Below are 17,442 nucleotides of genomic sequence, written 5' to 3' on the forward strand. Positions count from 1 at the left end.
GGTCAGGCACCAAACGAGCAAAACCTGCAGTGGTCCGGTAACTCGCCGCAGACCGGCCAGTACGAACAGTCGGGTTACTGGCCCCAGCAGGGCGGCCCAGGTGGCCCCGGCGGTCCGAGTTATCCTCCCGGCCAGCCCCAGCAGGGCGGCTACCCGCCGAAGAGGTCGCGCTCGACCGCAATCATCGCGGTCCTTGTCGTGCTCATCCTGGTTCTTGTGGGCCTTGGAATCTGGTGGTGGGTTGGCCGGTCCTCCGAAGCCGAGGCGGCGGACGGCGCTGACAGCGCCACGGATGCCACGACGACGCTCGTGGAACGGGTTAACAGCGGCGACCTGACGTCTGTTTACGACTCGATTTCCCCATCTGAGAAGCAGTACGCCTCGGCAATGACGTCGATCCTTTTGCGCTACTCGTGGGAGGCTATCTCCACCGATGAACCGATCGATAACGAGGATGCTCAGGAAGACATCACCGAGGCCCTGGGCCGCTACTCGGAGGTCGTTGACTTCTCGCTGGAGATTGACCAGTCGGAGGAAGTCGAGATTGCGCACGGAATGACCGCGGTGACGGTCACCGATGGAACTCTGTCATTGGAGATCACCGATGAGGATGAGTTCGCGGAAATTACGGGCGACCTGATTTCACAGATGTACTCCGATGAGCAGATTCAGCAGAACTTTGGAGTCGAGGACGCCGACCAACTGACCGCGATGATCAAGGTTGGTCTCCAGCAGGAGGGGCTCGACAGTTACTCGGCTGACTTCTCGGAGGCGGGCCCGCTGATTCTCGTCATGGTTGAGGAAGAGAAGGGCTGGTACGTTTCGCCCGTGTCGTCCTTCATTGCCTACCTCAACAGGGACTACTTCACCGACAGCGACTACCGGGAGTCGTTCATTCAGCGCAACGGTGAGTTCACGATGGCAACCCCGGAGCCCTCATCATCACCGGAGGAAGCCACCGAACGGTTCGTCGACTCCCTGTCGGACGGTTCCATCACAGATTCGCTGGGATATCTCCCGCTCGCAGAGCAGCGCCTCCTGGGGCTTGCGATCTACCTGTCGGAAATCCCGGAAATCCAAGAAGTGAGCTTCGGTGAGCTCGTTGCCCTGTCGAATCTGACAACCACGAGCATCGAAGTCTCGGATCATTCCGCACTCACGATCATCAACTCCCTGTTCCTCTCCCTCAATCCGGCAGTGTCCGGAACGAGCATGCAGATCCAGATTGAGAACGAACAGCTCACGGTTGGCACATGTGAACCCGTAGATATCTCGCTTCTCTACGATGAGGACCACCCGGCACTGGCCTTTGCTCTTGTGGAGGACGGTTCCGGATGGAATGTCTCCCTCGTTGGTACGTTCGTCAACTTTGTTGGCGCCGTGTCATCGAACGCTGAGAACGTCTATAAATACCAGCTTCTCCTTGACGAAGTTGCCGAGTGCACGGGATTCTAGGGTTCACCGACCGAGTTTGGAACTGAGCGGTGCGCGGCCTCTTCCATGGAGTTTCGCGCCGAATCAGATACCAAATCGTTAGCTGTAACCATAACTGCGGTGGGGCGTCTCAAGGCGCCCCACCGCTTCCTAACTTGTGTGAGAATTGAGTGACGCCATCCACACTTGAGAAGGACCATCATGACTGCATCGCCCATTGACTCCGCAGGAACAGCTGCCTGGAAGAATCTCGAGACGATTGCACGCGAATTAGCGCCGAACTTCCGCAAATGGTTCGCCCAGAACCCGAACCGTGCCGAACAGTTCTCGTTCCAGGCCGCAGATCTCCACGTCGACCTATCCAAGTCGTTCCTCACCGACGAGGTACGCGCCGCACTCGTTGACCTTGCTCGCCAAACCAACGTTGAAGAACGCAGGGACGCGATGCTGAGCGGAGAGAAGATCAACGTGACCGAGGACCGCGCCGTGCTCCATACGGCGCTCCGCGCCCCGCGCGGCAGCACCATCACCGTGGATGGTGAGAACGTGGTCGACCAGGTCCACGAGGTCCTCGACCGCGTCTACGAGTTCGCAACGAGGGTCCGCTCGGGCGAATGGACGGGGATAACCGGCCGCCCCATCGAAACCGTGGTTAACATCGGCATTGGTGGTTCCGACCTGGGCCCGGTCATGGCATACGAGGCCCTGAAGCCCTACCTGCAGGAAGACCTCGAGGTTCGGTTTATTTCGAACATCGATCCGACGGACGCGGGGGAGGAGCTGTCCGGCCTCGACCCCGAGACGACGCTCTTCATCATTGCGTCCAAGACCTTCACGACTCTCGAGACCCTGACGAACGCCAAGGTGGCCCGCGCCTGGCTTCTCGACAACCTGCCCGAGGGAACGGGCGATGAGGCCGTTGCCAAGCACTTCGTTGCCGTGTCGACCGCTCTCGACAAGGTCGCCGAGTTCGGCATCGACCCCAATAACGCGTTCGGCTTCTGGTCCTGGGTCGGCGGCCGCTACTCGGTCGACTCCGCCGTTGGCACGAGCCTCGCAATCGCAATTGGCCCCGAAAACTTCGCGGACTTCCTCGCAGGCTTCAGGGCCATGGATGAGCATTTCGCGAATGCACCCGCGGAAGAGAACGTCCCGCTCCTCATGGGCATGCTCAACATCTTCTACACGAACTTCATGAATGCTGGCACGCACGCCGTGCTCCCGTACTCCCAGTACCTGCATCGCTTTGCGGCCTATCTCCAGCAGCTCACGATGGAGTCGAACGGCAAGTCGGTGCGCTGGGATGGCACGCCCGTCACAACCACGACCGGTGAAGTGTTCTGGGGTGAGCCCGGCACGAACGGTCAGCATGCCTTCTACCAGCTCATCCACCAGGGTACCCAGCTGATTCCCGCCGACTTCATTGCCTTCGCCAATCCAACATATCCGTTTGCGACGGATGGTCAAGACCAGCACGAGCTGTTCCTCGGTAACTTCTTCGCGCAGACAAAGGCACTTGCCTTCGGTAAGTTGGCGGACGAAGTCCGCGCGGAAGGCACCGCCGAGGCCATCGTCCCGGCCCGCGTCTTCGAAGGCAATAAGCCGACGGCGTCGATCATGGCCCCCTACCTTAGCCCCTCGGTTCTCGGTCAGCTGATCGCCCTCTACGAGCACATCACGTTCGTCCAGGGCATCGTGTGGGGCATCGACTCCTTCGACCAGTGGGGAGTGGAGCTCGGCAAGCAGATGGCGAACGATCTTGGTCCCGCGATCGCAGGTGACGAAGCGGCACTTGCGGATCAGGATCCGTCCACCCGTTCGCTTATCGCCTACTACCGTGAACATCGGGACGCAAGGCCCGCAGAAGACAATTAGATTGGTTTTAGACTTGTGGGTGGATACCCCGCCCGGGTCCATTTCGACATAGGAGTTGTAAACACATGACCACGTCTCCCGTAACCGTGACCGTCACCGGCGCTGCCGGCAACATTGGGTACGCGCTACTGTTCCGTATCGCATCCGGTGGCCTTCTCGGTCCCGATGTTCCGGTTCGCCTCAACCTTCTCGAGATTCCCGCCGCGGTCAAGGCCGCCGAGGGAACGGCAATGGAGCTGAACGACTCGGCCTTCCCCCTGCTTGATTCCGTCAACATTTATGACGATGCGAACCAGGCCTTCGAGGGCGCGAACGTCGGCCTTCTCGTCGGTGCACGCCCCCGCACGAAGGGCATGGAGCGCGCGGACCTGCTCGCGGCCAACGGCGGCATCTTCGGACCCCAGGGCAAGGCAATCAATGACCACGCAGCCGATGACGTCAAGGTTCTCGTTGTTGGTAACCCGGCCAACACGAACGCCTACATCGCCGCCGCATCCGCACCGGACGTTCCCGCGGACCGCTTCAACGCGATGATGAGGCTCGACCACAACCGCGCCATGAGCCAGCTCAAGGAAAAGACCGGCACCGCGATCTCCGACATCAAGAATGTTGTCGTGTGGGGTAACCACTCCGCGGATCAGCACCCGGACGTCTCCTACGCAACGCTCGCAGGCAAGCCCGCCATCGACGCCGTCGACGCTGACTGGCTGAACAGCTACTTCGTCCCGACGGTTGCCAAGCGCGGCGCCGCCATCATTGAAGCACGTGGAGCTTCCTCCGCCGCCTCGGCAGCATCCGCAGCCATCGACCACGTCTACGACTGGGTCAACGGCACCCCCGAGGGCGAATGGACGACGGCGGGCGTCGCCTCGCACGGCGAGTACGGCGTCCCCGAGGGTCTGATCTTCGGCTTCCCGACCATCGCCAAGAACGGCGAGTGGGAGATCGTCACCGACCTCGAGGTATCGGACGCAACCCGCGCAGGCATCGACCGAAACATCAAGGCCGCACAGGAAGAGATCGACGCCGTGAAGGAACTCGGCGTCCTCTAATCCCGGCCACCGGAGACTCGAGGGCATGATGTCGATATTCCATCGGCGTCATGCCCTCCGGTCATTCTTGAACGCGGCCACTGCTGTACCAGTGCACGTATTGACGACGATGGTCGACTGCAAGGCAGCGTGAGGCGTGGGGCTCACCCGGGTACATTCGGCGCAACAAGAAACAAAACTATTCATAACCACGGCAATAGGATCCGGCTATGGAGCGAAATCCGGAGAATAAGCAGCGCGATCTCGCATGGAGGAAGAATCGAGACATCGGTCTGCTACTTGGATCGATAGCGCTCTTTGCCACCGTTTTCAATTTTGTCTTCGAGGGAAAAGTCGTTGCCGGCAGCGGAGCAATCATTGTTGCTTTGGGTCTCGCCGGCCTCGTGTTCCTGGGCAGGTCCTTCGGTATGCGGAAAAGAGCGGATAACACTTCTCTCGGCGAGGAAGCCGGCGAGTAAATTTTTCCCTCGCGCTCACCGAGTCCCGTGGTAACTATTGCTGAATCAGCCTTCTAGACCATGCGAAACCCGAAGCCATTGCTTGAATTGGTTGTTTTGGATGGTGGCATGCACGAGTGATGGGGAACTAAAACTGCCAGCCCACCTGCCGCGCGGCGGGCACTCAACTCCTGAGAAGTTCCTGGCGACAATGTTTGCCCAGCTCGCTCATGCATCGTCGTCGTGGACACGGTGAACTTCTCGACTAGTTTCCCCCTTTCCCGCGGGGACCCCTGGGGGACCCTTGTCCGCGGGATGAATGACGATTCGATTTTAAGTCTCGATGCCCGTGGGGCGCGGAACACCTCCCGTCGAGAACCCGCACCAGCATCCACCGCTTCGGCTTTCGTCCCTGTCCCAAACGAGTTCTTTCCCGCAAACTTCCCAATCCCCAATCGCTAATATTGCGAACGATTCTCATTATCGGTACTGTGTGGGTGTGCCTCAGACTCTTACCTCTTCGCGTGCGGTAACGCTCGCACTGATGCTGATTCTTCTTGCGGCGGCCGTCATGGCCGCCGTCATGATCGGCCCACTTTCTCTGCCATTCGGTGAAACTCTGCGTGCGCTCTGGGGCATGATCGCGGATCCCGGAGGGGCGCAGGGTGCCGATGCGGTGGTCTCTGCGGTGCGCGTCCCCCGCGTTCTGGTTGCCGTGCTCGTGGGAGCTGGACTTGGCGTCGCTGGCGCTGCGATGCAGGGGGTGTTCCGCAATCCGCTAGCGGAGCCGGGAATTACTGGAGTATCTGCAGGGGCAGCAACCGTCGCCGTTCTTCTTATCGTCACCGGCTCCGGTTCGCACATTCTTCCGCTCGGTGCATTCCTCGGAGCCCTTGGCGCGGTCGCGATCGTCCAGGCGGTTGGCATCGTGTCCGGCTCTACGTCTTCGCTCCTCCTGGTCGGCATCGCTCTGAACGCGTTCCTCGGGGCGATAATTTCGGCCACGGTCGCGAATGCGGAGGACGCTGAGGATGCTCGGTCTGCCATGTTCTGGCTGAATGGCAACCTGACCGGACGGACCATGCAGGACGTGGGAATGAGCCTTGCGCCTCTGCTTATCGGTGTCGCCATCGTTCTCCTGTGCTCCCGGGATCTCAACCTGCTGAGCCTCGGGGAGGCAACGGCGGCAACCTCGGGGATGAATGTGGGAAGGACGAAGCACATCATTCTTGCCGGTGCTGCCCTCGCGACCGGTGCGGGTGTCGCTATCACCGGAGTGATCTCCTTCGTTGGCCTCGTCGTGCCCCACGTGGTGCGGCTCATTTGGGGATCGGACCACCGTTTCCTTCTCCCGGCTAGCGCCCTGATAGGAGCAATATTCCTCCTCGTTGCGGACACTGCCGCCCGCATGCTCTTCAACCCCATCGTCCTTCAAACGGGAACAGTGACGGCTATCATCGGTGCGCCCTTCCTGCTCTGTCTCGTTCTCGCCCAGGCAAGGAGACAATCATGACCGGCCTTATGTCCGAACAGCAGACGGCGCCGAATACGGCGTCAAGAGAAGCGCGGACGGAGGCGCCAAGCGCCGTGGAGATGACCGAGGTCAGCGCCGGCTATCGACGCAAGAACGTTCTTGACTCCGTTAACGCCTCTTTTGCGCCCGGCCTTATTCACGGGATCATCGGACCTAACGGGGCAGGCAAGTCCACCCTCGTGAAGGCCGCCCTTGGGCTTGTGCCATCGTCTGGCGACATCAGAATCGCGGGGGAGAGGCTGGCATCTCTTTCATCAAAGGAGCGTGCCCGCCTCATGAGCTATCTTCCCCAAGACACTCCTCCCGTTGACTTCACGGGCGAGCAATACGTGCAGATGAGCAGGTATGCGCGGCTTGGGAGATTCTCATCCCCAACGGCCGAGGATGAGGAGGCCGTTGATGAGGCACTTCGCATGACAGGTGCTAGTGCATGGCGGGACCGCCCAATGAGAAGCACGTCTGGTGGTGAACGCCAACTCACAGCCCTTGCTCGCGCCATTGCACAGGATCCACAGATCCTTATCGTCGATGAGCCGAGTTCGGCCCTGGACATGGGACATGAGATCGACGTCTTCCGACTGTTTAAACCGTGGATCGGAGAATCGAGTAGCCGCACGATCATGGCGGTGCTACACGACCTCGATATTGCAGCGAGGTTCTGCGACCGGCTCACCCTCGTAGACGGCGGCCGCGTCAAAGCATCAGGACCGCCCGCGGAGATCCTCGTTCCCGACCTGCTGAACGATGCCTACGGCGTGACGGTCGACGTTCGCCGTAGCGAAGCGACGGGGTACCTCACGGTCACCGCGGTCTAACGGTCGGTGCCACGTCGGCGCCGCGGAACATTGACAAACAACGCCCCGCGCTAGGCGGGCTTAAGAAGGAGAACCATGAAAGTACGGATCACCGCGCCCAAAATCATCAGCCTCGCTGCCGTCTCAGCGCTTGCGCTCGCGGCATGTGGGGCAGACACCGAGCAAGAAGACAGCGGTGCAGGCCCAAGCACCATCCAGGTACAAACAGAGGAGCCGGGCGGTGATGTGTCGAGCGGCAATGACGATGCCGTATCGGGGAGTGACGATTCTTCGTCGGATGCTCAGGTTGATGCATCGCCGGGTACGTGGCCGCGCACCGTGGACCTCGGCGATCAGCAGATCGAGATTGCCGAGGAGCCTGCGAGGATCATTGCGGTTTCCGCAGAAGCTGCCGATATGGCACTGCGGCTCGCCGGCCCGGAGCGGGTGATTGCCGTTCCAGCATCCAGCCAATCCGAGGCAAGTACGGTTCCCGACCTAGCGTCCCAGGTGGAGCAGGTTCTCCCTCCCGGAACGGATCCGGATCCGGAGCAGATCCTTGCCATGGGACCGGACCTCGTTCTCAACACGACTCGTCACGGAGGCGAAGAGACGGCGGGAGACCAGCTCGAACAGACGGGAGTGCCCGTGCTCAACCTCGACCCATCATCATTCTCGACACCGGAAGACATTGCCGAGACTCTCGTTCTCCTTGGCGAAGCCCTCGGGGAAGAAGAGCTCGCTGCCGAACTCTCGGCTCAGTTCCTTGCCGACATCGAAGAGATTGACGCCGAGGCAACCAACTCCGGGACGCGCTTCCTCGCGCTCATGGCGCGCGGAGATTCGATCATGGCAATGGATGATTCGATCATGCTCCCGGGCCTGGCCGTGCGGGCAGGGGCGGTGAATGCGGGGGAGACCATTGGCCTGACGCAGACACGCCCGATCGATGCCGAAATGATTGCCGTTGCCAACCCCGAAGTCTTCTTTGTGGAGGACTTCCAGGGGATGGGCCTCGAACCGTTTGAAGAGACCCTGAGCAACCCGGCGCTCGCGGATGTTCCCGCGATCGCGAACGATCGCGTCTACCTCGTTCCCATGTCCGAGGCGTCGGGAACGTCGGGGCTCAATACCGCCGCCGGCTACCGCACGATCGTTGATGCCCTGAACGAATAGTGCCTAACGCCGAATCCTCTGCGACCCTGACTGTCCCGCGGGGCCGGTGGCAGCAGCCCCATTCAGTCTCCTGCCGTTCCCGCGGGCACCCAGCATCTTCAGTCAGACCTTCGTTTCCCTTAGCGGGATCGGCGAGCTCCCCAGCGCCCCTCATCCCGCGTTACCCTGATCGGATAGTCGAAGGCCTTCGAAATATTCTCGCTCGTCACGACTTGCTTGACAGGACCAGCGGCTGTCAGCGTACCCTGTCGGATCAGGGCCGCATGCGTTGTCGTTGCGGGAAGCTCCTCCAGGTGATGAGTGACAAGCAGAGAAGTGACGTTCGATTTGGCAAGACCATCGAGTGTTTCAAGCAGTCGTTCCCGCGCTGCTAAATCCAATCCTGTCGTTGGCTCGTCAAGCAGGAGGAGCTGGGGATCGCCGGCAAGAGCACGAGCAATAAGAGCCCGGCCACGCTCACCCTGAGAAAGGGTGGGCCAGGGTGCCTCGCGGTGGCTATCGAGCCCAATGTTGGTAATGAGCGAGTGAGCTTTTTCAAGATCGGTGTCCGTCGGCTCCCATCTCATTGGAAGCTCGATGGTGCCGGTGATTCCCGTCAAGACGACCTCGGTGACCGACGGTGCACCGCGGAGCGGATGCCTGGGATTGAGGTGGCCAATGAGGCGCCGAATTTCGCGAAGGTCGACTCTGCCAACTCGGTGCCCAAGAACGTCGACAGTCCCGCTTGACGGGTGGGCGAGCCCTCCGCAGAGCGACAGGATGGTGGACTTACCGGCGCCGTTCTCACCGAGCAGCGCCCATCGTTCCCCCGTTCGGACCGTGAAATCGACTCCATCGAGGATCTGAATCCCGTTGCGGCGGAACGTCACCGCGTTCAAGGCAAGAACGGCTTGCCCACCATTGCTCCGATCGATCACGCTAATTCCCTCTCGATGCCTGCAATACGTCAGTTGAATCTATACCGGGTGCGGCCGGTCATTTTTCGGTCAGCGAGGACAACAGTGTCGCGACCGCGCCCCCGGTGGAAGTCGGCGCGCACACGGGGCTAGCCCTGTTGGTTTTGGTATGGCCGTGTGGGTTACCTCGTCGATGTTTGAAGAGCGGCCCTCACTCCTCTGGCAGTCCACTGGAAACGTGGTGGCCCCGCCTTGTTGTCCAGGCACTGCCAGTGGTGGGTATCTCGCCGGCTTCCCATGTCGGTCTGGTGCGTCACGGACCTTTACGGGAATACGACGGTGCGCTGTCCGTTGCGTAGCACGCGGTCTTCGGCGTGCCAGCGGACGGCGCGGGCGAGGACGCGGCGTTCGACGTCTTCGCCGATGGCTTGGAGGTCGGGGGCCGACAGGGCGTGGGAGACACGCTCGACGTCCTGCTCGATGATCGGCCCTTCATCCAGATCCTCGGTCACGTAGTGGGCGGTTGCGCCGATGAGCTTGACGCCGAGGTCGTGGGCCTGCTGGTAGGGGCGGGCGCCCTTGAAGGAGGGCAGGAAGGAGTGGTGGATGTTGATGATCGACCCCGCCATGCGCTTGCACAGCTGCGGTGACAACACCTGCATGTACCTCGCTAGGACGATCAGCTCGGCACCGGTTTCGTCCACGATCTCCATGAGCTGGGCTTCGGCTTCCTCGCGGCGTTCCTTCACGAACGGAATGTGGGTGTAGGGGGCCTCGTAGAAGTCGGCAATGGGGCGGAGCTTGTCGTGGTTGGAGACAACCCGAGCGACTTCGATAGGGAGGCGCCCCATGCGCTGCTCGTAAAGCAGGTCGGTCAAGCAATGCGATGTGGTGGACGCCATGATGATGGTCTTCAGGGGACGGTCCTTCTCGGCGAGCTCAATTCGTCCCTGGAACCGGTCCGCGAGCTCGTCAACGGGCTCCCTCAGGTCGCCGATGGTGCCGGGGATCTCGGCTTCGATGCGGAGGAAGAACTGACCGGTGTCAATGTCGCCGTACTGCTGGGATTCCAGGATGTTGCCGCCAGCGGAGGCAAGGACCCCGGTGACGGAGTGGACGATCCCGGGGCGGTCCGGGCAGGAGAGCGAAAGAACGATTGCAGACATGGTTGCAAGGGTATCGCCTTCCACGTTTCAGCCGGTGGATTTTTCACGTGCCGGACAGGCTTCCGTCAGATTGACGGGATACGATGGTGCCACCTGTCCAAGACCCTGGAGAAACTAATGGATCTGCTCAACTCATCGATCGCAGAGGTCGACCCCGAAATCGCCGCAGTTCTCGAGAACGAACTGGGCCGTCAGCGCGACACCCTTGAAATGATTGCGTCGGAGAACTTCGTTCCCCGCGCCGTCCTGGAGGCGCAGGGCTCGGTGCTGACCAACAAGTACGCGGAGGGTTACCCGGGTCGCCGCTACTACGGTGGTTGCGAACACGTCGATGTTGCGGAGAACCTCGCGATTGAGCGAGCCAAGGCCGTGTTCGGATGCGAATACGTGAACGTTCAGCCGCACTCCGGTGCCCAGGCGAACGCCGCTATTTACCATGCGCTCGTCACCCCCGGTGACACGGTCATGGGCCTTGAACTCAGCCACGGCGGTCACCTGACCCACGGCATGAAGATCAACTTCTCCGGTAAGAACTACCGCATTGTTTCCTACGGGGTTCAGAAAGAAACCGGCCTGATCGACATGGATGAGGTGGAGGAGATTGCGCGCCGCGAGCAGCCGAAGCTGATTGTGGCCGGCTGGTCCGCCTACCCCCGCCACCTGGACTTCGCTCGCTTCCGCGAGATCGCCGACGCCGTTGGCGCCTACCTGTGGGTTGACATGGCTCACTTCGCCGGCCTCGTTGCAGCGGGCCTGCACCCGAATCCGATCCCGCACGCCGATGTTGTGACGACCACGATCCACAAGACGATCGGCGGTCCCCGCTCCGGCATGATCCTCGCCCAGACGACCGAGCTGGAAAAGAAGCTGAACTCGGCCGTGTTCCCGGGCCAGCAGGGCGGGCCTCTCATGCATGTCATTGCCGCGAAGGCTGTTGCCATGAAGGTCGCTCAGTCGCCCGAGTTCAAGGAACGCCAGCAGAACACCCTGGACGGTGCACGCATCCTGGCCGAGCGTCTGCTCCAGCAGGACGTTGCCGACGCTGGAATTGCCCTCGTGTCCGGTGGCACCGACGTCCACCTTGTTCTCGTTGACCTGCGCGACTGCGCGCTCGACGGTCAGCAGGCGGAGGACCTCCTCCACGAGGTCGGCATTACCGTCAACCGTAACTCGGTTCCGTTCGATCCCCGTCCGCCCAGGGTCACCTCCGGTCTTCGCATCGGCACTCCGGCTCTCGCCACCCGCGGATTCGGCAAGGCCGAGTTCGAAGAGGTTGCCGACATTATCGCCGAGACCCTGATCGCCGGTAAGGCCGCTGACGTTGCCGCCCTGTCGGCACGCGTCAAGGCACTGACCGACGCCTTCCCGCTGTACCCGGGGCTCTGAGTTGGTAGCCGAAGTACTGGATGGCAAGGCCACCGCACAGACCATTAAGGACGAGCTAGCCGCGCGCGTCGCCGCACTCAAGGAGAAGGGAATCGTTCCGGGCCTCGGCACGGTTCTCGTCGGGGATGATCCCGGCTCCCAGAAGTACGTTGCCGGTAAGCACAAGGACTGCCAGGAAGTCGGAATCAACTCGATCCGCGAAGACCTCCCGGATTCCGCCTCCCAGGAGGAGATCCTCGGCGCTATCGAGCGCCTTAACGAGGATCCGGCCTGCACCGGCTACATCGTCCAGCTTCCGCTCCCGGACGGCATCGACACGAATCTTGTCCTCGAGTCCGTCGACCCCGACAAGGACGCGGACGGCCTGCACCCGACAAACCTCGGCAGGCTCGCACTGCGCGCTAAGGAGCCGATCACGTCGCCGCTTCCCTGCACGCCCACCGCCGTGATCGAACTGCTCCGCCGCTACGAGATCGACCTCGACGGTAAAGATGTCGCGGTGATCGGCCGCGGCACCACCGTCGGCCGTTCTATCGGGCTCCTGCTGACCCGCCGTTCCATTAACGCCACCGTCACCCTCATGCACACCGGCACGGTTGGCATGGCGGAGAAGGTGGCGATGGCGGACGTGGTCGTTGCCGCGGCCGGATCGCCCGGCCTGGTCCGTGCCAACTGGCTCAAACCCGGTGCCGTCGTCCTCGATGTTGGAGTTTCCCGCGTTGTCGGGGAGGATGGAAAGGCCCGGATCGTCGGAGACGTCGATTCGCAGGCAAAGGAAGTGGCGGGATGGCTCTCGCCGAACCCAGGGGGAGTGGGCCCGATGACCCGGGCAATGCTCCTCGAAAACGTTGTCACAATGGCAGAAAGCAAGCTTTGAGGGTAACAACCGTAAACGTCAATGGAATCCGTGCCGCCGTCAAAAAGGGCATGCAGGAGTGGGTCACCGGGAACAACCCCGATGTGCTCCTCCTCCAGGAAGTTCGTGCACCTGAAGAACTCGTGGAAGGACTCCTCCCCGGAGACTGGAGCGTCGTCCAGCAGGCCTCCCGTGCGAAGGGGCGCAGCGGCGTCGCCATCGCCGTCCGCCCCTACCTCGATGTCACCGCAGCCCGGATTGGGCTCGAAGGGGACAACGACGTGGACTCGGGACGCTGGGTCGAAGCCGACGTCACCATCGGATCCCGCACCGTCACCTTCGTCTCCGCGTACCTCTACTCGGGTACGGCAACAAAGCCGGAGGTCATGGCAGCCAAGTACCGTCACCTGGACATGGCGGAGGACCGTCTTGGCCAGATCGAGAACGAACTGCTCATGGCGGGCGACTTCAACGTCGTTCGCGGACCGAAGGACATCAAGAACTTCAAGCCGAACCACAACAAGACGTCCGGCGTTCTTGACCAGGAAATGGCCTACCTCGAGCGGTGGTTCGATACCTACGAGGACGTGCACCGCAACCTCGTCGGCGACGTCCAGGGCCCCTACACCTGGTGGTCCCAGCGCGGCAAGGCATTCGATAACGATGCCGGGTGGCGCATCGACTACCAGATGGCCACGAAGGCGCTCGCGGACACCGCGGTCTCCGCGGAAGTCGGCCGAGCAGGCGACTATGCGAGCCGGTGGTCCGACCACGCACCGCTGACAATCGACTACGACGTGACGGACTTCTAGGGATTCCAACGGGTTGCGGGACTCGGTTCCAGACTGAACAGCATGACGGAGGAGGGGCAGTCACTCGGCTGTCCCTCCTCCGTTTCACGCGTAAAACTGCATCTCAGCACACGCGTCGGCCCTGTTTCGTTTAGGCTGGACGCGTGGCAAATGACAACGACATTTACTATGACGCTCCCTCCAGGGTGCCATCGACTAGGCCGATCACCGTGGAGCCGGAGCCTTTCCTGCACAAGATCCAGCACATCCGGCTGCTGAGAGCATTCCAGCGGTACGGGGTGGCCAAGGGTGCGCTCCTATCCGGTGGTATTGCCTACTCGGCTATCTTCTCCATCGCGGCCGCCCTCACGATCTCCATCACGGCTTTCATGGCCGTGCTGGGTTCCAATGAGGAGCTACGGAACACCGTCTTTAACGGCATCAACGACGCCATGCCGGGGATCCTCCAGACCGAAGAAGATCCCAGCGGACTCATATCCCCCGATTCGCTGGTGATGGAAACCGCCCTGAATCCGGCCTCGATCATCGCCATGGGTGTCCTGCTCTGGACCGCGCTGTCGGTCATGAACGCCCTCAAGGTCTCGATCCGGGCCATGTTCGGCATCTCGAAGCTACCCGAGAACTTCATTGTCCTGAAGGCCCGCGACCTGCTCGCCTTCCTCGGTCTTGCTCTCGGCGTTCTTCTTGGTTCCGTTCTGACATCCGTGGCGGGCACCCTTGCGGACACCATCCTCGACTTCATTGGCATCGAAGGAAGCTTTGCCCAGTGGACGATCAGGCTGGGTTCGCTTTTCGTCGCTTTCCTCGTTGACTTTGTTGTCATCATGCTGCTCTTCCGCTTCACGGCCGGTGCCCGGCCGCCCCGGAAGGACCTGTTCATGGGAGCGGCCCTCGGTGCGCTCGGCACATCCGTTGTTCGCTTCCTCGGGACATCCGTTATTGGCTCCGTCTCCGACAATCCGGTGCTTGCCCCGTTTGCTGCGATCGCAACGCTCCTCCTGTGGATCAACTTCGTTACCCGTATCGTTCTCATCGCCGCGGCGTTCACCGCCAACCCGCCGGCACCCATGAAGATCACAGTTCCCGAATCCATCCACGCACATGACACCCCGAACTTCGTGACCCTGTCCGTTCCGGAGACAACGAGGTGGACCCATGAGCCGTTCACCGGCGTTGTCGTTCCTGATATGACGAAGGACCCCGAGTTCTCCGACCGGCTGCGAAAGAACCTGCCAGAATGGGACGGTCGCAAGGGTAAGAAGAGTTCGAAGAAGATCGAGAAGCTCGAGCTGAAGCTTGCCCAGGCGAAAATGGATCACCGGCTCGAGAGCGAAAAGGCAAAGAGATGACGTTTGTTGCGATTGTTCCCGCAGGCGGTGCCGGAACGAGGCTGTGGCCCCTGTCGAGGCGCAGCCACCCGAAGTTCCTCATTGACATGACGGGTGTGGGACGCACCCTCATCCAAGCCACCTCCGACCGGCTGGAAGGCCTCGCGGATGACCTCATTGTCGTAACCGGCAAAGACCATGCGAAGGCGGTTGCCGAGCAACTGGATCTCTCCGAAGATGCCCTCGTCATCGAACCCTCGCCGCGGGGCACCATGCCGGCCATTGGCCTGGTTGCCGCCATCGTTGAAAAGCGGCACGGCCCCGATGCCGTGGTTGGCTCCTTCGCCGCCGACCACCTGATCTCCGACACCGGAGCATTCCAACAGGCGGTGCGCACGGCCATCGACTCCGCAAAGACCGGCAAGGTCGTCACCATCGGCATCACCCCCACCTCGCCCGACACGGGCTTCGGCTACATTCACGTCGGCGAGGAAACGACTGTCAAGGGCGCGTACGCCGTTGCCGAGTTCATGGAGAAGCCGGACCTTCCGCGCGCCGTCGAATATGTCGAATCCGGTACCTTCCTCTGGAACGCCGGCATGTTTGTCTCCAGGGCGGGTGTTCTGCTCGATTCCCTTGCGCAGTTCAAGCCGGAGCTTGCCGCCGGCCTGCGAGCCATCGCAGCCGAGTGGGACGGCCCGGGACGGGCCGAGGCCCTCACCGGATGGGATGACCTGGAAGACTCGGTTATCGACCGCGCCATTGCTGAGCCCCTGGCAGAAATTGGGGGAGTGACGACGGTGCCGGTCTCGATGGGTTGGTCCGATATCGGCGGTTATGCCTCGCTGTCCGAACACCTGGATAACTCTGCCGAGCAGGTGTCCTCCGGCGGCTCCGCCCAGCCCGTTGTCCTATCGGAATCCGACGGTGCCGTCGTTTACTCTCATGACCGGCCGATTGTGATCCACGGGATCCCCGAGGCTGTTGTGGTCGATACTGGTGATGTTCTGCTCGTGACAACCAAGGAACAGTCGGCGGGACTTGGGGGCGTGGTTGCCTCCCTTGGTGACGACCTGAACAGACTTCGCTAAATTCGACCGCGGTCACCACCAAAAAACATGCCCGGACTGCTGGGAGGGGGGGCCACGCGGTGTGATAAAAATTCGAAGCCGGTGAACACCGCGCAAACTAATCTGTCAAAACACTGCCACATTGACGAAAAGTGTGGGACTATTTAACCCCGTTATCAAACTTTGATGACTATTTTGCCCTTCTGCGTACGTTAACGGCACGTTAACGAGTATGCTATTGGTGAAATCCGTGCCGCACGGGCGCGGACCTATGAAATAGGAGTAACGCGTGAAGAAATCCACGTCATTTATGGCACTTGCTGGTGTCGCTGCTCTTGTCCTTGCCGGTTGTGCCGACGATGCCGCCGATGAGACGACGGATTCGACCGAGGACACGGTAGAGACCACTGACTCGGAGGACACCGATACCGATACCGATACCGAGGATACCGACACCGAGGATACGGATACCGAAGACACCGATGGTGAGGGCACCGAGGACGGCGACGGCGCCGGCCGTGACTACGCCTCCATCGACGCTTCCGAATACACCGCTTGCATCGTCTCTGACGCAGGCGGCTGGGACGACAAGTCCTTCAACGAGTCGGCATTCAACGGCCTCATGGAAGCTGAGGAGCTCATGGGTGTCCAGACCTCGACCGCCGAGTCGTCGTCCGACACTGACTTCGCTCCGAACGTGAACGCCATGGTTGCCGAGGGCTGTGACCTCGTCATCGGTGTTGGCTTCCTTCTGGAAGAGGCAACGAGCGGCGCTGCCCAGGAGAACCCGGACGTTTCGTTCGCTCTCGTTGACTCCCCCTTCGAGACCCCGTCCGACAACGCTCGTGCGCTTCTCTTCAACACCGCCGAGGCTGCTTACCTCGCAGGCTACGCGGCTGCAGGCATGACCGAGACCGGCGTTGTCGCCACCTTCGGTGGTCTGCCGATCCCGTCCGTCCAGATCTTCATGGACGGTTTCGTTGACGGCGTCGCCGCCTACAACGAGGCATACCCGGACGCTAACGTTCAGGTTCTGGGCTGGGACAAGGAGTCCCAGACCGGTTCCTTCTCGAACTCGTTCGATGATCAGGCACAGGGTCAGCAGCTCGCCAACAACTTCATCAACCAGGGTGCCGACATCATCATGCCGGTCGCCGGTCCGGTTGGCCTCGGCGCTGCCGCTGCCGCTCAGACCGCTGGCGACGTCTACATCATCGGTGTTGACTCCGACTGGTACGAGTCCGCTCCCGAGTTCTCGTCGATCATCCTGACCTCGGTCCTCAAGGACATCGACGTTTCGGTCCTCGACGCAATTGCCGATGTGGCAACCGACGAGTTCGACAGCGAAGCCTACGTTGGCACGCTTGAGAACGGCGGCGTGAACATCGCTCCGTTCCACGACTTCGAGTCCGACGTTCCCGCTGAGCTCGTATCCGAAATTGATGCGCTCCGCGAGCAGATCATCTCGGGTGAACTCGTTGTAGAGACCCCGAACGCACCGTAATATTCGGTCATCCGGCGGGCCTAGGATCATGCCCCACATGGTTCTAGGCCCGCTCTTTTTCGCCACGTCCAGCAAATCCGTTATCATCAATCGGCCGCTGGAACACAGAGAAAGGCAACAGC

The 17,442-nt window shown here is 61.3% G+C and carries 15 protein-coding genes; 13 read left to right on the plus strand and 2 right to left on the minus strand.

Going from position 1 to position 17,442, the window contains the following annotated elements; all coding sequences use genetic code 11:
• From ACTHUY_RS04700 to ACTHUY_RS04730, 7 genes are all read left to right on the plus strand, one after another.
• The coding region (locus tag ACTHUY_RS04700) for a hypothetical protein (RefSeq protein ID WP_441677860.1) at positions 1 to 1,455 on the plus strand (1,455 nt) is incomplete at its 5' end.
• 180 nt (positions 1,456 to 1,635) lie between these two features.
• Positions 1,636 to 3,309 (plus strand): glucose-6-phosphate isomerase, encoded by a 1,674-nt coding sequence (gene pgi, locus ACTHUY_RS04705; RefSeq protein WP_441677862.1) that lies wholly within the window; start codon positions 1,636 to 1,638, stop codon positions 3,307 to 3,309.
• Between the two features lie 65 nt (positions 3,310 to 3,374).
• A complete protein-coding gene (locus ACTHUY_RS04710) occupies positions 3,375 to 4,361 on the plus strand; it encodes a malate dehydrogenase (RefSeq protein WP_441677864.1) in 987 nt (328 codons plus the stop codon).
• A 209-nt stretch (positions 4,362 to 4,570) separates the two neighbouring features.
• Entirely contained in the window at positions 4,571 to 4,819 is a 249-nt protein-coding gene (locus ACTHUY_RS04715) for a hypothetical protein (RefSeq protein ID WP_441677866.1), read from the plus strand.
• Between the two features lie 478 nt (positions 4,820 to 5,297).
• Complete coding sequence (locus ACTHUY_RS04720; RefSeq protein ID WP_441677868.1) at positions 5,298 to 6,311, plus strand: FecCD family ABC transporter permease; 1,014 nt, start codon at positions 5,298 to 5,300, stop codon at positions 6,309 to 6,311.
• Entirely contained in the window at positions 6,308 to 7,147 is an 840-nt protein-coding gene (locus ACTHUY_RS04725) for an ABC transporter ATP-binding protein (RefSeq protein ID WP_441677870.1), read from the plus strand. The genes ACTHUY_RS04720 and ACTHUY_RS04725 overlap by 4 nt, the downstream gene beginning before the upstream one ends.
• 75 nt (positions 7,148 to 7,222) lie before the next feature.
• Entirely contained in the window at positions 7,223 to 8,302 is a 1,080-nt protein-coding gene (locus ACTHUY_RS04730) for an ABC transporter substrate-binding protein (RefSeq protein ID WP_441677872.1), read from the plus strand.
• A gap of 119 nt (positions 8,303 to 8,421) precedes the next feature.
• Here ACTHUY_RS04730 and ACTHUY_RS04735 read toward each other — a convergent pair whose 3' ends face one another.
• Both ACTHUY_RS04735 and purU read right to left on the minus strand, forming a co-directional pair.
• Positions 8,422 to 9,219, minus strand: coding sequence for an ABC transporter ATP-binding protein (locus ACTHUY_RS04735; protein WP_441677874.1), 798 nt, complete (start codon positions 9,217 to 9,219; stop codon positions 8,422 to 8,424).
• Between the two features lie 302 nt (positions 9,220 to 9,521).
• On the minus strand, positions 9,522 to 10,364 hold the full coding sequence (gene purU, locus ACTHUY_RS04740; RefSeq protein WP_441677876.1) for a formyltetrahydrofolate deformylase: 843 nt from the start codon (positions 10,362 to 10,364) through the stop codon (positions 9,522 to 9,524).
• 117 nt (positions 10,365 to 10,481) lie between these two features.
• Here purU and glyA point away from each other — a divergent pair, with 117 nt between their 5' ends.
• The 6 genes from glyA (at position 10,482) to ACTHUY_RS04770 (ending at position 17,320) form a co-directional block, all read left to right on the plus strand.
• Positions 10,482 to 11,750, plus strand: a complete 1,269-nt coding sequence (gene glyA / locus ACTHUY_RS04745) for a serine hydroxymethyltransferase (RefSeq protein ID WP_441654451.1) — start codon at positions 10,482 to 10,484, stop codon at positions 11,748 to 11,750.
• Position 11,751: 1 nt separating this feature from the next.
• Positions 11,752 to 12,627 (plus strand): bifunctional methylenetetrahydrofolate dehydrogenase/methenyltetrahydrofolate cyclohydrolase, encoded by an 876-nt coding sequence (locus ACTHUY_RS04750; RefSeq protein WP_441677878.1) that lies wholly within the window; start codon positions 11,752 to 11,754, stop codon positions 12,625 to 12,627.
• Positions 12,624 to 13,418 carry an exodeoxyribonuclease III gene (locus ACTHUY_RS04755; protein WP_441654449.1) on the plus strand — a complete coding sequence of 265 codons (795 nt, stop codon included), beginning with the start codon at positions 12,624 to 12,626 and terminating at the stop codon, positions 13,416 to 13,418. The genes ACTHUY_RS04750 and ACTHUY_RS04755 overlap by 4 nt, the downstream gene beginning before the upstream one ends.
• A 143-nt stretch (positions 13,419 to 13,561) precedes the next feature.
• Positions 13,562 to 14,767 (plus strand): YihY/virulence factor BrkB family protein, encoded by a 1,206-nt coding sequence (locus tag ACTHUY_RS04760; RefSeq protein ID WP_441677880.1) that lies wholly within the window; start codon positions 13,562 to 13,564, stop codon positions 14,765 to 14,767.
• Complete coding sequence (locus tag ACTHUY_RS04765; protein WP_441677882.1) at positions 14,764 to 15,837, plus strand: mannose-1-phosphate guanylyltransferase; 1,074 nt, start codon at positions 14,764 to 14,766, stop codon at positions 15,835 to 15,837. The genes ACTHUY_RS04760 and ACTHUY_RS04765 overlap by 4 nt, the downstream gene beginning before the upstream one ends.
• Before the next feature lie 268 nt (positions 15,838 to 16,105).
• Positions 16,106 to 17,320, plus strand: coding sequence for a BMP family lipoprotein (locus ACTHUY_RS04770; RefSeq protein WP_441677884.1), 1,215 nt, complete (start codon positions 16,106 to 16,108; stop codon positions 17,318 to 17,320).
• The last annotated feature ends 122 nt before the right edge of the window (positions 17,321 to 17,442 follow it).

Source organism: Flaviflexus sp. (assembly GCF_052087705.1).
Lineage (GTDB): Bacteria > Actinomycetota > Actinomycetes > Actinomycetales > Actinomycetaceae > Flaviflexus > Flaviflexus ciconiae.